The sequence below is a fragment of the Erwinia psychrophila genome (assembly GCF_039023475.1).
Classification (GTDB): Bacteria; Pseudomonadota; Gammaproteobacteria; order Enterobacterales; family Enterobacteriaceae; genus Erwinia.
This window is the reverse complement of sequence record NZ_JBCHVB010000004.1, coordinates 107632-123469: the sequence shown is the minus strand read 5'-3', so window position 1 is coordinate 123469 and position 15838 is coordinate 107632. Positions and strand designations below refer to the sequence as shown.

Here is a 15838-nt window from a genome sequence, read left to right as displayed (position 1 = left end):
ACGGGAAGACAGTCATGTCCGAGCTTACGGATCGTCGGCTTATTAACGATTTACTTTCAGGTCACTATGCTGACCCTTTTTCGCTACTCGGTATGCACCAGACGGCAAAAGGTCTGGAAGTCAGTGCGCTCCTGCCGGATGCCACTGAAGTATGGGTCATTGAAACTAACACCGGACGAAAAGTTGCCCGGCTGGAATGCCTTGATTCACGCGGCTTTTTCAATGGCGTTATCCCGCGTCGTAAAAACCTTTTTCGTTACCAGCTGGCCGTTACCTGGCACGGGGAACAGAACCTGATTGACGATGCTTACCGGTTCGGCCCTTTGCTGGCGGAGATGGATAGCTGGCTGCTCGCTGAAGGAACCCATCTGCGCCCTTACGAGACGATGGGCGCGCATGCGGATGTGATCGATGGGGTGATCGGCACCCGCTTCTCGGTCTGGGCACCAAACGCCCGTCGCGTTTCGGTCGTCGGTGATTTCAACTTCTGGGACGGCAGGCGCCACCCGATGCGTTTCCGTCAGGAAATTGGCGTATGGGAGCTGTTTATCCCCGGCGCGGTCCAGGGGCACCTTTATAAGTTTGAAATTATCGATGCGCACGGTCAGCTGCGGCTGAAAGCGGACCCTTACGCTTATGAAGGGCAAATGCGACCAGCCAACGCCTCTGTGATCTGCGGCATTCCTCCCAAAACGCAGATGACCGAAGCGCGCCAGCGCGCTAACGATTTCGATGCGCCTATCTCCATTTATGAGGTGCATCTTGGCTCCTGGCGGCGGCATACGGACAATAATTACTGGCTCAGCTACAAAGAGCTGGCGGAACAGCTGGTGCCCTATGCGAAAGAGATGGGATTCACCCACCTTGAGCTGATGCCAATTCATGAGCATCCTTTCGATGGCAGCTGGGGCTACCAGCCCACCGGCATGTATGCGCCAACCCGGCGTTTCGGTACGCGCGACGAATTCCGCAATTTTGTCGCGGTGGCGCACGAAGCCGGGCTTAACGTGCTGCTCGACTGGGTACCCGGCCATTTCCCTTCCGATGACTTTGCGCTGGCAAATTTTGACGGCACCGAGCTTTATGAGCATGGCGATCCCCGGGAAGGCTACCATCAGGACTGGAACACGCTGATTTATAACTTTGGCCGTCGCGAAGTCAGTAATTTTCTGGCGGGCAACGCGCTCTACTGGCTGGAGCGCTTCGGTATTGACGGCCTGCGCGTGGATGCAGTGGCGTCGATGATCTACCGTGACTACAGCCGGGCAGAGGGCGAATGGGTGCCAAACCACCTTGGCGGCCGTGAAAACCTCGAGGCGATCGCTTTCCTGCGCTATACCAACCGCACGCTCGGCGTCGCCGCGCCGGGCTCCGTCACCATTGCAGAAGAATCGACCGATTTCCCTGGCGTATCCCGGCCACCGGAAATGGGAGGGTTAGGGTTCTGGTACAAATGGAACCTGGGCTGGATGCACGACACGCTGGATTATATGAAGCAGGACCCGATCTACCGTAAGCATCATCACAGCAATATGACTTTCGGGATGATCTACAACAACACCGAGAATTTTGTCCTGCCGCTGTCGCATGATGAGGTGGTACACGGCAAACGATCGATCCTCGACAGAATGCCCGGTGACGCCTGGCAAAAATTTGCCAATCTGCGCGCCTACTACGGCTGGATGTTTGGTTTCCCCGGCAAAAAACTGCTGTTTATGGGCAATGAGTTTGCCCAGGGCAGGGAGTGGGATCACGACTCCAGCCTGGACTGGCACCTGCTGGAAGGCGAAGACAACTGGCACAACGGCGTGCAGCGTCTGGTGAAAGATCTTAACCACACCTATCAGGCAACGCCGCCTCTCTACCAGCTCGACTTTGATCCTATGGGCTTTGAGTGGCTGGTAGTGGACGATTTCGATAACTCCATCTTCGTCTTCGTGCGCCGGGATCGGGAAGGGAATGAGCTGATCGTCGCCAGCAACTTTACGCCGGTGACGCATCAAAGTTATCGCTTCGGCGTGCCGCAAGGCGGGCGCTGGCGCGAGGTACTTAACACGGATTCCTGTCATTACCACGGCAGCAATGCCGGCAATCAGGGCGTGCTTTACAGCGAAGCCATACCCAGCCATAACCGCGAACACTCACTCAGTATGACTCTGCCGCCGCTTGCGACGGTCTGGTTGCTCAGGGAAGCATCATGAGTCCCATACAGCCGGGAAAACCGACACCCTTCGGTGCGTCCTATGACGGAAAAGGCATCAATTTTTCTCTGTTTTCCCGACATGCGGAACGGGTAGAGCTCTGCCTGTTCGATCGGCACGGGTACGAAACCCGGGTCGATCTTCCGGCGCGCAGCGGTGACGTCTGGCACGGCTACCTGCGGGCAGCGAAGCCCGGACAGCGCTATGGCTACCGTGTACACGGCCCATGGCAGCCGGAAAAGGGGCATCGCTTTAATCCCCATAAGCTGCTGCTCGATCCCTGCGCGCAGGCTGTTGAAGGCGAGGTAGCCGACGATCCCCGCTTCCAGTGCGGTGAAACGGAAATGAATACCGAAGACAGCGCGCCCGTAGCCCCTAAAAGCGTTGTGCTGGCTGATGATTTCGACTGGGAAGAGGATGAGCCGCCGCGCGTGCCCTGGGCATCGACGGTGATTTATGAGGCGCACGTACGAGGGCTGACTTTGTGCCATCCGGAGATCCCTGAGGCGATAAGAGGCACTTACGCCGCGCTGGGTCATCCGGTGATGATCGCCTATTTTAAACAACTCGGCATTACCAGCCTTGAGCTGCTGCCGGTGGCTTATTCTGCTCACGAACCCCGCCTGCAACGGTTGGGCCTGGTGAACTACTGGGGCTATAACCCGCTGGCACCTTACGCGCTTAATGCCCGCTATGCGTCTGGCGCTGACGGCAGCCGTCCTCGCGATGAATTTCAACAGGCGGTCAAAGCGCTGCATGCCGCGGGCATTGAAGTGATTCTGGATGTGGTGTTTAACCATACGGCGGAACTGGAAGAGAGCGGGCCTGTTTTTTGTCAGCGGGGCGTGGATAACAAAAGCTATTACTGGCTGACGGAGCAGGGCGATTATCACAACTGGACCGGCTGCGGTAACACGCTGAACATCAGCGATCCCTGGGTAATGAACTGGACGCTGGAGTGTCTGCGCTACTGGGTTGAGGTATGCCACGTTGACGGTTTTCGCTTCGATCTGGCAACGGTGCTGGGCCGCACACCTGACTACCGGCGTGACGCCGCGCTGTTTCAGGCCATTAGCGCCGATCCCGTTTTGTCGCAGTGCAAAATGATCGCAGAACCCTGGGATATCGGTCCCGGCGGCTATCAGGTCGGCAATTTTCCGGCGCCGTTCGCGGAATGGAACGATCATTTCCGCGATATTTCCCGACGCTACTGGCTCTACGGTGATCTCTCCAACGGGGAGTTCGCCCGTCGCTTCGCCGCCTCCAGCGATCTGTTCCAGGCCTCGGGCCGGCTGCCTTCCAGCACCATCAATCTGATCACTGCCCATGATGGTTTCACCCTGCGCGACGTGGTCAGCTTCAGCCATAAGCATAACGAAGCGAACGGCGAAGATAACCGGGACGGCAGCAACAGCAACTTCAGCCATAACCACGGCGTGGAGGGGCTGAACGCGCCGCTGTTGGTCACGGAACTGCGCCGTCGCAGCATGCATGCCCTGCTGACCACGCTGCTACTGGCGCAGGGCACGCCGATGCTGCTGGCTGGCGATGAGCACGGGCACAGCCAGCACGGCAATAATAACGCTTACTGTCAGGATAATGCGCTGACCTGGCTTGACTGGGCGCACGGCGACAGCGGGCTTTTCGCTTTTACATCCGCGCTTATCCACCTGCGAAAGTGTATCCCGGCGCTACAGTCGGACCGCTGGTGGCAGGAGGGCGATGGGAACGTAGAGTGGCTCGGTCAGAACGGCGAGCCGCTGGATGAGGAAGCGTGGCGACAGGGTGCGCACTGTCTGCAAATCCGGTTGTCCCGCCACTGGCTCCTTACCCTTAACGCCACCGAAGAAGTGCGCGATTTTGTGTTGCCTCAGGGGGAATGGCATGCCATCCCGCCCTTCGCCGGGGATAACAACCCGATTCTGTTAGCTGTCTGGCATGGACCCGCCCACGGTGTGTGCGTGTTCCAGGAACAATCATAACAGGAGTCAGTCATGGTCAAATTAGATAAGAACGACCCCCTGATGCTGGCAAGACAATTGCCTTCACAAACGGTAGCCCTGATCCTGGCAGGGGGGCGCGGTACGCGGTTAAAAGATCTGACGGCCAAACGCGCCAAGCCTGCGGTTCACTTCGGCGGAAAATTTCGCATTATCGATTTTGCCCTGTCGAACTGTCTCAATTCCGGGATCCGCCGGATCGCGGTGATCACGCAGTATCAGTCCCACACGCTGGTGCAGCATATTCAGCGAGGCTGGTCCTTCCTGAATGAGGAGATGAACGAATTTGTCGATCTTCTGCCCGCTCAGCAGCGGCTCTCCACGGAGCACTGGTATCGGGGGACCGCTGATGCCGTGACGCAGAACCTCGATATCATCCGCCGGTATCAGGCGAAGTATGTCGTCATCCTCGCCGGGGATCATATCTACAAAATGGATTACTCCCGGATGCTGCTGGACCATGTGGAAAACGGGGCGAAATGTACCATCGCCTGTCTGCCTGTTCCGGTCGGCGAAGCCACTGCCTTTGGCGTAATGGCGGTGAACGACGAAAATAAAGTGGTCGATTTTCTGGAAAAACCGGCGGAACCGCCTCATATGCCGGGCGATGAATCCCTGGCGCTGGCGAGCATGGGCATCTACGCTTTCGATGCGGAGTATCTCTACCAGCTGCTGGAAGATGATTTGAAAAATCCCGAGTCAAACCACGATTTCGGCAAAGATATTCTGCCCCAGATTGTCGCCTCCCGTGAAGCGCTCGCGCACTCATTCAGCGACTCCTGCGTGCAGAGTGATGAAACGGCACCGCCCTACTGGCGCGATGTCGGCACGCTGGAAGCCTACTGGAAAGCGAACCTGGATCTCGCCTCAGTGACGCCTGAGCTGGACATGTACGATCGTGAATGGCCGATACGCACCCATATGGAGCCGCTTCCCCCCGCGAAGTTTGTCCAGGACCGTTCGGGCAGCCACGGTATGACCATGAACTCGCTGGTGTCGGGCGGCTGCATTATTTCCGGTTCTGTCGTGGTTAATTCAGTGCTCTTTTCACGCGTGCGGATTAACTCTTTCTGCAATATCGAATCCTCCGTCCTCTCGCCGGATGTGGTGGTGGGGCGCTCCTGTCGCCTGCGCCGCTGCGTGATTGACCGAGCCTGCGAGCTGCCGGAGGGGACGGTCATCGGAGAGAATCCGGATGATGACGCACGCCGGTTTCATCGTTCTGAGGAAGGCATTGTGCTGGTGACGCGATCCATGCTGGCAAAGCTGGGCTGGCGTAGCTAAACACGATCTATTTAAAAATTCTGGCAAGAAAAGGCAAAGGTATTTGATGCGGAGGAACGCGTCAGAACACAGTAAAAGGAGCCGATAATGCAGGTTTTACATGTCTGTTCAGAAATTTTCCCACTGCTAAAAACGGGTGGGCTTGCTGATGTAGTTGGAGCATTACCGGCCGCGCAGATTGCAGAAGGCATTGATACCCGTGTCCTGCTCCCGGGTTTCCCTGACCTGAAAAAAGGCATTCCCCATACCCGGGTTGTGGCTAAGCTGCAAACGTTCGCTGGTCCAGTTGAGCTGCTCTACGGTGAGTATGACGGGGTGGGGATTTATCTGATTGATGCACCGGAGCTTTATGACAGGCCGGGAAGTCCTTATCACGATGAATCGCAGTACGCTTACACGGATAACTATCTGCGGTTTGCGCTGCTTGGGTGGATGGGATGTGAAATGGCCTGCGGGGCCGATCCCCTGTGGCGGGCGGAAATCGTGCATGCGCACGACTGGCATGCCGGACTGGCCTGCGCCTACCTGGCCGCGCGGGGCCGACCGGCAAAATCGGTCTTCACCGTGCACAATCTGGCCTATCAGGGGCTGTTCTATGCGCATCATCTTGATGAGATTGAGCTTCCCTGGTCGTTCTTCGATATGCACGGTCTGGAGTTTTACAACCAGATCTCCTATCTCAAGGCGGGGCTGTTCTTTGCCGACCACATTACGGCGGTCAGCCCAACGTATGCACGGGAGATCACCCAGCCGGAATATGGCAACGGCATGGAGGATTTGCTCAAGCAGCGCCAGTTAGAGGGACGGCTGACCGGCATCCTCAACGGGGTCGATCCCGCTATCTGGGACCCGGCCCACGATCTGCTGCTGACGGCGCGCTACAACCGTGACGTGCTGGATGCCAAGTTAGAAAACAAGCGGCAGCTACAGATTGCCATGGGGCTGAAAATTGATGACAAGGTCCCGGTATTTGCCGTTGTCAGCCGTCTGACGAAGCAGAAAGGGCTGGATCTGGTGCTGGAAGCGCTGCCGGGCCTGCTGGAGCAGGGAGGACAGCTGGTGCTGCTCGGTGCGGGCGATGCCGTGTTGCAGCAGGGCTTTCTGGCCGCCGCGGCGGAATATCCAGGGCAGGTGGGCGTACAGATCGGTTATCACGAAGCGTTTTCCCACCGCATCATGGGCGGCGCCGATGTGATTATGGTGCCAAGCCGCTTTGAGCCTTGCGGCCTGACGCAGCTTTACGGCCTGAAATATGGAACCCTGCCGCTGGTGCGGCGAACGGGCGGGCTGGCTGATACGGTTAACGACAGCTCGCTGGAAAATCTCGCCGACGGCATCGCCAGCGGTTTTGTTTTTGAAGACAGTAACGCCTGGTCGCTGCTTCGTGCGATACGGCGGACATTTGTGCTCTGGTCCCGGCCTTCACTGTGGCGCTACGTACAGCGTCAGGCGATGGGGATGGATTTTAGCTGGAAGGTGGCCGCTGTCGCCTACCGCGATCTCTATCAACGTCTGTTGTAATCAGGAAATGGGAAACTCATTATGAAAGCGCCTTTTACTTATACCGCCCCGAAGCTGAGCGTCGAGGCGTTAAAGCATTCCATTGCCTACAAGCTGATGTTTACGATTGGTAAGGATCCCTCCATTGCCAATAAGCATGAGTGGCTGAACGCAACGCTGCTGGCGGTGCGCGATCGCATGGTCGAACGCTGGCTACGTTCCAGCCGCGCCCAGCTTTCCCAGGACGTCCGTCAGGTTTACTACCTCTCCATGGAGTTTCTGGTGGGGCGTACACTCTCAAACGCGCTGCTGGCAATGGGCATTTACGACGATGCGCAAGCGGCGCTGGAAGAGATGGGTTTCGATCTGGAAGATCTGATTGGAGAAGAGAACGATCCGGGGCTGGGGAACGGCGGCCTGGGGCGTCTGGCCGCCTGCTTCCTGGATTCGCTGGCGACGCTGGGCCTGCCGGGGCGCGGGTACGGCATCCGCTACGATTACGGCATGTTCAAGCAGAACATCGTGGATGGCCGCCAGGCGGAATCCCCCGATTACTGGCTTGAGTACGGCAACCCGTGGGAATTTCAGCGCCACAATACGCGCTATAAAGTCCGCTTCGGCGGCCGCATCCAGCTTGAGGGCAGCTACGCCCGCTGGGTGGAAACGGAAGAAATCCTGGCGATGGCCTATGACCAGATCATTCCGGGATATGACACGGATGCGACCAATACCCTGCGGCTGTGGGGCGCACAGGCCAGTAACGAGATTAACCTGGGGAAATTTAACCAGGGCGACTATTTCGCGGCTGTTGAAGATAAAAACCACTCTGAAAACGTCTCCCGCGTGCTTTATCCCGATGACTCCACGCACTCGGGACGTGAGCTGAGACTGCGTCAGGAGTATTTCCTCGTCTCGGCAACCGTGCAGGATATTCTTCATCGTCACTGGGCCATGCACCAGACCTACGACAACCTGGCGGATAAAATTGCCATCCACCTGAACGATACCCACCCGGTGCTGGCTATCCCGGAACTGATGCGTCTGTTGATCGACGAGCATAAGTTCACCTGGGACGACGCTTTTGAAGTGACCTGCCAGGTCTTTTCCTACACCAACCATACGCTGATGCAGGAAGCGCTGGAAACCTGGCCTGTGGATATGATCGGTAAAATCCTGCCCCGTCATCTACAGATCATTTTTGATATCAATGATTACTTCCTGAAAACCATCCAGGATTACTACCCGGATGACTGGGATCTTCAGTCGCGCATTTCGATTATTGATGAAGCTAACGGCCGCCGGATCCGTATGGCCTGGCTGGCCGTGGTGGTGAGCCACAAAGTGAATGGCGTTTCTGAACTGCACTCCAATCTGATGGTGCAGTCGCTGTTTGCCGATTTCGCCGCCTTATTCCCTGGGCGTTTCTGTAATAAAACCAACGGCGTCACGCCGCGACGCTGGCTGGCGCTGGCTAATCCTTCTCTCTCCGGCGTGCTGGATGAGGCGATTGGCCGCAACTGGCGTACTGAACTGAGCCAGCTTGATGAGCTGAAGCAGCATATTGATTACCCCAGCTTTCTGGCGAAAATCAGCGATGCCAAGCTGCATAATAAAAAGCGTCTGGCCGACTATATTGCAAAAAATATGGATCTTGTTATCGATCCCAACGCGTTATTCGACGTGCAGATCAAACGTATTCATGAGTACAAACGCCAGCTGCTGAACGTGCTGCACATCATTACCCGTTATAACCGCATCAAGGCCGATCCTGACGCAGACTGGGTGCCAAGGGTGAATATTTTTGCCGGTAAGGCGGCCTCGGCCTACTACATGGCGAAGCATATTATTCACCTTATCAACGATGTAGCGAAGATCATTAATAACGATCCGCAGGTGAAAAATAAGCTGAAAGTGGTGTTTATCCCCAACTACGGCGTCAGCCTGGCGCAGATCATCATTCCAGCAGCCGATCTGTCCGAGCAGATTTCGCTGGCGGGTACGGAAGCGTCGGGCACCAGCAATATGAAATTTGCGCTTAACGGCGCGCTGACCATCGGTACGCTTGACGGCGCCAATGTGGAAATGCTGGAGCATGTGGGTAAGGAGAATATCTTTATCTTCGGCAATACCACTCCGGAAGTTGAGGCGTTGCGCACCAGTGGCTACAGTCCTCATACTATTTACCAGCAGGATACCGATCTCCATCAGGCGCTGACCCAGATCGCCACCGGCACGTTCAGTCCGGAGGAGCCGGGCCGCTACCGTAATATCTTCGATTCGCTGGTGCATCTGGGCGATCACTATCAGCTGCTGGCTGACTATCGCAGCTATGTGGATACGCAGGATAGGGTCGATGAGCTTTATCGCCGTCCTGAGGAGTGGACGCGCAAGGCGCTGTTGAATATTGCCAATATGGGCTATTTCTCCTCCGATCGTACCATTCAGGAGTACGCGGATGAGATCTGGGGAATCAAACCCGTCCGGCTGTAATCGTGGTCCGGCCATAAAAAAGGGCGGAAAATATTCCGCCCTTCAGGCTGATGACTAAGTGCTGGCTCCGGGAACAGGGCCTGCTCGTAAAGACGCAAAAAGCATCGTCCCTGATAGCTCGGCCCGCGCCGTCCATGGCGCGGGACGCTTTACTCCCAGTCCCTGTTCCCCTCGCTTTACGTCTATCAGCATTCTGAAAGGGCAGATATTATTCCGCCCTTTCTACTGTCCGGTGAACGGCTCAGGAGGCCAGCGACAGCGCCGGTTTTTTCGCATGCTGAGCCAGCCACTCTCCAACGCGCGCGCGCTGCTCGTCGTTCAGGAACATGCCCATTTTCGTCCGGCGCCACAGCGCATCATCCTGCTGACGCACCCACTCATGAGCGACCAGATAGCGCAGCTCCGCCTCATAGAAATGGTGGCCGAACAGCTCGCCCAAATCGTCAAGGCTGTTAGCCTCGTTCAGCAACAGCTCCGTGTTGCTGCCGTAGGTGCGGGCATAGTGACGCGCCATCGCTTCGGTAATAAACGGATAGCGGCGACGCAGGCTGGCAGCGTAATCTTCACGCGTACCGGCAATATCACCGCCCGGCAGCACACAGGATTTGGTCCATGCCGGGCCGATATTGTTGTAATACGTCGACATTTTTTCCATCGCGTGTTCCGCCAGCTTGCGGTAGGTGGTGAGCTTGCCGCCAAATACCGACAGCAGAGGAGCCTGTCCATTATCATCCCGCACATCCAGCGTATAGTCGCGGGTAATCGCCTGCGGGGAATCTGACTCGTCGTCACACAGCGGACGTACGCCAGAGTAAGTCCAGACGATATCTTCCTTACTCAACGTTTTCCTGAAGTGCGCGTTGAAGACTTTCAGTAGGTATTCCGTCTCATTGTCATCAATCTGGACGTTTTTAGGATCGCCTTTGTACTCCACGTCGGTGGTGCCGATAATAGAGAACTCATCCATCCACGGAATGACGAAAACGATGCGGTTATCTTCGTTTTGCAGGATATAAGCCTGCTTCTCCGTATGAACGCGAGGCACCACGATATGGCTGCCTTTGATCAAACGGATGCCGTACGGCGATTTCAGCTCAAGGCCTTCATCAAACAGCTGTTTAACCCATGGACCGGCAGCGTTGACCAGACCTTTCGCACGCCAGGTATAGGTTTTCCCGGTATCGACGTCTTCTGCTTCTACCGTCCACAAGTTATCTTCACGCCAGGCGCGGGTCACGCGGGTGCGGGTACGCACTTCGCCGCCGCGTTTTTCCACTTCCTGGGCATTGAGCACCACCAGGCGGGCATCATCCACCCAGCAGTCGGAGTATTCGAAACCGCGCGTAATTTCAGGCTTCAGCACCGAATCCGCGCCAAAATTAACCCCTTTACTGCCCGGCAGGCTGGTACGTTTGCCCAGGTGATCGTACATAAACAGACCGATACGAATCATCCATGCCGGACGCAGGTGGGGACGATGCGGCAGGCGAAAGCGCATCGGGAAAGCGATATGGGGCGCCATTTTCAGCAGCACTTCCCGCTCCGCCAGGGCTTCACTCACCAGGCGGAATTCGTAATGCTCAAGGTAGCGCAGGCCACCATGAATCAGTTTTGAACTGGCAGAAGAGGTCGCGCAGGCCAAATCTTGCGCTTCCAGCATCAGCACAGACAGCCCGCGTCCCGCGGCATCTGCCGCAATCCCGGCGCCGTTAATGCCGCCGCCGATCACGATCAAGTCTTTGGTTTCCACGTTTTCTCCTCCGATGTTCGGAATAGTTCTTTAATGTTCGTTTTCGAGCATAATAATAATCGTAAACCAACATTGATGCCAGCGTTAACGGAATAAAAACATTTATGCGTGATATAGGTAACATTATTATGGGGATAAAAGCGGGTTAACCCTGCTGATTCTCTGGTTATTGTGGCCCGCTAACGCGTTACAATAGATTTTATTTACCCGGAGAGCGGTTATGGAACAATTTGAGTGCATCAGCGTGCAGCAGGCCCAGGACGAACTGGCGCAAAACGGCGCACTGCTGGTCGATATACGCGATCCGCAGAGCTATGCGGCCGCCCATGCCAGTGGCGCATTTCATCTGACGAATGATTCACTGAAAGACTTTATCGGGCGATCCACTCCGGATACCCCGGTTCTGGTGATGTGCTATCACGGCATCAGCAGTAAAAGTGCGGCTCAGTACCTGCTGACGCAGGGTTTTGATCGGGTCTGTAGCGTGGACGGCGGGTTTGAAGCCTGGCGGTCGGCCTTCCCGCAGCAGGTAGAATCACTGGCGTAGCCAGCAGCCTCATTCCGGCAGTGAGACAGGCAGCCCTTCTGATAGCGTAAACAGGGAGTTCCGACGGCGATGATGCGCATTACTGATTTCTCCAATCCCCGCATGGCACAGGCTTTTGTAGACTATATGGCCACGCACGGCATCCTGCTCAGAATCGAGCATGATGAGGGCTATATTCTCTGGCTGGATGATGATTCGAAAGTTAATCTGGTCGAAAACGAACTTAACCAGTTTATCCGCGATCCTAACCATCCCCGCTATCTGGCAGCGAGCTGGCAGGCCGGCAACACTGAAAGCGGTATTCGCTATCAGCGTTCATCGCTGATGGCGAACATTCGCCAGCGGGCAGGCCCGCTAACGCTGTCGGTGATGGCTGTCTGTATTGCGATATTTATTCTGATGCAGATCCTGGGCGATGGCGTAGTTATGAGCTGGCTGGCCTGGCCGGCTGAAGATCAGCACTATCAGCTCTGGCGCTGGTTTACGCATGCGTTTTTGCATTTTTCCCTTCTGCATATCGTTTTCAATCTGCTCTGGTGGTGGTATCTCGGCGGCGCGGTAGAAAAGCGGCTGGGTTCCGGTAAGCTGTTTGTCATTATGCTGATTTCCGCACTGCTCAGCGGCTGGATGCAGTCAAAATATAGCGGCGTGATGTTTGGCGGCCTGTCGGGGGCGGTTTATGCTCTGATGGGCTATGTGTGGCTAAGAGGTGAGCGGGACCCTGAAAGCGGGATCTTCCTCGGGCGTGGTTTGATGGCTTTTGCCGTGGTCTGGCTGGTGATGGAGTACATGGACTGGTTTGGTCCGTCGATTGCTAACGCCGCGCACATTACCGGTTTGCTGGTCGGCCTGGTAATGGCCTTTGCCGATAGTCACCAGGTGAAAAGATCCTAATATTCAGTCGCAGGGATGCGGTCAACAGGAGAGTTTTGTGAAGCAGACCCAACGTCATGACGCCATTATCGAGTTGGTGCGTCGCCAGGGCTACGTCAGTACGGAAGAGCTGGTGGAACATTTTACCGTCAGTCCGCAAACCATCCGGCGCGATCTGAACGATCTGGCGGAGCAGAACAAAATCCAGCGTCATCACGGCGGCGCGGCGCTGCCCTCCAGCTCGGAAAACACCGCCTGGCAGGATCGTAAGATGATGTGGTCGGCGGAAAAGGCGCGCATTGCGCAGCGCGTCGCCAGCCAGATCCCTGACGGAGCCTCCTTATTTATTGATATCGGCACCACGCCCGAGGCGGTCGCGCACGCGCTGATGAACCACAGCAATCTGCGCGTGGTCACCAACAACCTCAATGTGGCCATGCTGATGATGTCAAAACCGGACTTCAGTCTGATTGTGGCGGGCGGTGAAGTCCGTACCCGCGATGGCGGCATCATGGGCGAAGCGACGCTGGATTATATCTCACAGTTTCGCCTTGATTACGGCATTTTGGGCATCAGCGGCATTGATATGGATGGCTCACTGCTCGACTTTGACTATCATGAAGTGCGTACCAAGCGGGCGATTATTGAAAATTCCCGCTGCGTTATGCTGGTGGCGGACCACTCGAAATTTGGCCGTAACGCGATGGTAAACCTGGGCAGCATGAGCCTGATCGATTATCTGTTTACCGATGAGAATCCTCCCGCCAGCGTACTGCAAATGATTGAGCAGCACGAAGTTCATCTGGAACTGTGCTGAGCGCTGGCGTCAGCCTGACGGCAGCAGGGACGCTGCCAAATCTCTTCCTTAACGCCCTCACATTTTCTCACCTGTCGGGTGAGCATTTTTTTCTGTTCCGGTCTTAACTGTAAGCGTCAGTCCTGTTTTTACTTTTCGTCTTTCGACCATCATTTGAGAAGGAAGCGGTATGTCGCAACAGATATTTCATCCGGCGTGCTCCGGCGCGACGCTTACATGCCAGAAAAAGCAGCCGGTCTGGCTGAACAAAGGCTGAGGGGCGGCGCTATGAACAGGAAAAAACTCGAACAGCTGGCTGCTGCGGCAGGGATCGCCGCAAACTATGTGAATGCCAAAGGGGAGCCTGAGGAGGTGAGCCCGGAGGTTCGCCAGCGATTACTGGCCGCGATGGCACCGGCCAGGCAGAAAAAAAACGACCCTGTCCCGGCCTGCAAAGTATTTATCCGCCGGCGGACGATGCAGCTTGCGATCGCGGGTGCCGGACGCTATCAGTGGCAGCTGGACGCGGAGAATGGGAAAACGTTTCAGGGGGAAACTGACGCCAGCAGCACGCTTAAACTGCCCGCCATCCTGCCGTTTGGTTATCACCAGCTTCATCTCACGCAGGGTAAAAAGCGCTGGTCGTGCCGGATCATCGTCGCGCCTGAACGTTGCTACGAACCCGAGCCGCTCCGGGCAGGTAAACGGCTGTGGGGGGCCTCTATCCAGCTTTATACGCTGCGTTCGGAGAAAAACTGGGGAGCAGGCGATTTTGGCGATCTCAAAAACATGCTGTCTGAGGTTGCCGATCGGGGCGGCGCTTTTATTGGCCTGAACCCCATCCATTCCCTCTATCCGGCCAGCCCGGAAAACGCCAGTCCCTACAGCCCCTCGTCGCGACGCTGGCTGAATGTGATCTACATTGACGTGGCGGCCGTGCCCGATTTCCAGCAGAGCAAAGCGGCTGCGCGCTGGTGGCAGCAAAAAAACACCCGCGCGCAGCTGGCGAAAGCCAGAGAAAGCGACTGGGTCGATTATTCACGGGTGGTCGGGCTGAAAATGCAGGGATTGCGCTACGCCTGGCAACATTTCAGCCAGCGGCATGCTGACGATCCCGAGCGGGAGCGCTTTCAGAAATTTGTAGAAAGCGGCGGCGACAGCCTGTTCTGGCAGGCCGCCTATGATGCGCTGCATGGCGAAATGCTGAAGGAGGATCCGCAGCGATGGGGCTGGCCTGCCTGGCCGGAAGCGCTTCAGCAAACTGACAGCGAGGCCGTACGGCATTTTTGCGACAGTAATCAGGACGAAATCCGCTTCTGGCTCTGGTTGCAGTGGCTGGCGCACAGCCAGTTTGAAGCGTGCTGGCAGCTCAGCCAGCAGCGCGGTATGCCGGTGGGCCTCTATCGCGATCTGGCCGTGGGTGTGGCGGAAGGCGGTTCGGAGACATGGTGCGATCGGGAACTCTATTGCCTGGGCGCCTCGGTAGGCGCGCCGCCGGATATCCTTGGGCCGCAGGGGCAAAACTGGGGACTGCCGCCGATGGACCCTCACGTTATGACGGCAAGAGGCTATCAGCCTTTTATCGATCTGGTACGGGCGAATATGACCAGCTGCGGGGCGCTTCGCATTGACCACGTGATGTCAATGCTGCGGCTCTGGTGGATACCCTATGGAGAAACCGCGGATAACGGCGCCTATGTCTATTATCCGGTCGAAGATTTGCTGGCCATCCTTGCGCTGGAGAGCCAGCGCAGCCAGTGTATGGTGATCGGCGAGGATCTGGGTACGGTGCCAAAAGAGATCGTTGCCATGCTTCGCCGCAGCGGCATCTACTCCTGGAAAGTCCTCTATTTTGAACAGGAAAGCCCGGAGCGCTACCGATCGCCAGCGTCCTGGCCACGTCAGTCGATGGCCAGCGCAACCACGCACGATCTGCCGACGCTTCGTGGATTCTGGACGGCGGACGATCTTACCCTCGGCGAAAAACTGGGCGTTTATCCCGATAAAGCGGTATTACAGGGGCTGTATCAGGATCGCGCGAGGCAGAAGCAGGCGCTGCTGAAGGCGCTGCATCAGTATGGCTGTCTGCCAAAGCGGAGCGGAAAAAATGCCGACCAGATGAGCATGAATCCGCAGCTTAACCGCGCCATGCAGCGGTTTATTGCCGACAGCAACAGTGCGCTGCTGGGGTTACAGCCTGAAGACTGGCTGGATATGGAGAAGCCGGTCAACGTCCCCGGCACCACCGATCAATATCCTAACTGGCGGCGTAAGTTGAGTATGACGCTGGAGGCGATGTTCTCCGACGATCGGATCAATAAGCTGCTTAAGGATCTTAACCGCAGGCGCAAGGCGGGTAACAAAGTGGATAAAGGGAAATAGGGCGCAGGAGTGGGT

The 15838-nt window shown here is 56.5% G+C and carries 10 protein-coding genes; 9 read left to right on the top strand and 1 reads right to left on the bottom strand.

Annotated elements, in window-relative coordinates; genetic code table 11:
* The first annotated feature begins 14 nt into the window (after window positions 1–14).
* From glgB to glgP, 5 genes are all read left to right on the top strand, one after another.
* Window positions 15–2201, top strand: coding sequence for a 1,4-alpha-glucan branching enzyme (gene glgB / locus AAH446_RS11685; protein WP_342906863.1), 2187 nt, complete (start codon window positions 15–17; stop codon window positions 2199–2201).
* The gene (gene glgX, locus AAH446_RS11680) at window positions 2198–4183 is read left to right on the top strand and encodes a glycogen debranching protein GlgX (protein ID WP_342906862.1); all 1986 of its coding nucleotides are present in this window, start codon (window positions 2198–2200) and stop codon (window positions 4181–4183) included. The genes glgB and glgX overlap by 4 nt, the downstream gene beginning before the upstream one ends.
* Window positions 4184–4195: 12 nt before the next feature.
* Complete coding sequence (gene glgC, locus AAH446_RS11675) at window positions 4196–5485, top strand: glucose-1-phosphate adenylyltransferase (protein ID WP_342906861.1); 1290 nt, start codon at window positions 4196–4198, stop codon at window positions 5483–5485.
* A gap of 87 nt (window positions 5486–5572) precedes the next feature.
* Complete coding sequence (gene glgA, locus AAH446_RS11670; RefSeq protein ID WP_342906860.1) at window positions 5573–7006, top strand: glycogen synthase GlgA; 1434 nt, start codon at window positions 5573–5575, stop codon at window positions 7004–7006.
* A gap of 21 nt (window positions 7007–7027) precedes the next feature.
* Window positions 7028–9475 carry a glycogen phosphorylase gene (glgP, locus tag AAH446_RS11665; RefSeq protein ID WP_342906859.1) on the top strand — a complete coding sequence of 816 codons (2448 nt, stop codon included), beginning with the start codon at window positions 7028–7030 and terminating at the stop codon, window positions 9473–9475.
* A gap of 241 nt (window positions 9476–9716) precedes the next feature.
* Here glgP and glpD read toward each other — a convergent pair whose 3' ends face one another.
* Window positions 9717–11225 carry a glycerol-3-phosphate dehydrogenase gene (glpD, locus tag AAH446_RS11660; RefSeq protein WP_342906858.1) on the bottom strand — a complete coding sequence of 503 codons (1509 nt, stop codon included), beginning with the start codon at window positions 11223–11225 and terminating at the stop codon, window positions 9717–9719.
* Between the two features lie 220 nt (window positions 11226–11445).
* Here glpD and glpE point away from each other — a divergent pair, with 220 nt between their 5' ends.
* The 4 genes from glpE (at window position 11446) to malQ (ending at window position 15823) form a co-directional block, all read left to right on the top strand.
* Complete coding sequence (gene glpE / locus AAH446_RS11655) at window positions 11446–11772, top strand: thiosulfate sulfurtransferase GlpE (RefSeq protein ID WP_342906857.1); 327 nt, start codon at window positions 11446–11448, stop codon at window positions 11770–11772.
* A gap of 72 nt (window positions 11773–11844) precedes the next feature.
* Entirely contained in the window at window positions 11845–12666 is an 822-nt protein-coding gene (gene glpG / locus AAH446_RS11650; protein WP_342907119.1) for a rhomboid family intramembrane serine protease GlpG, read from the top strand.
* Window positions 12667–12703: 37 nt separating this feature from the next.
* Window positions 12704–13462 (top strand): DeoR/GlpR family transcriptional regulator, encoded by a 759-nt coding sequence (locus AAH446_RS11645; RefSeq protein ID WP_342906856.1) that lies wholly within the window; start codon window positions 12704–12706, stop codon window positions 13460–13462.
* 267 nt (window positions 13463–13729) lie between these two features.
* Complete coding sequence (gene malQ / locus AAH446_RS11640; protein ID WP_342906855.1) at window positions 13730–15823, top strand: 4-alpha-glucanotransferase; 2094 nt, start codon at window positions 13730–13732, stop codon at window positions 15821–15823.
* Window positions 15824–15838: the final 15 nt, after the last annotated feature.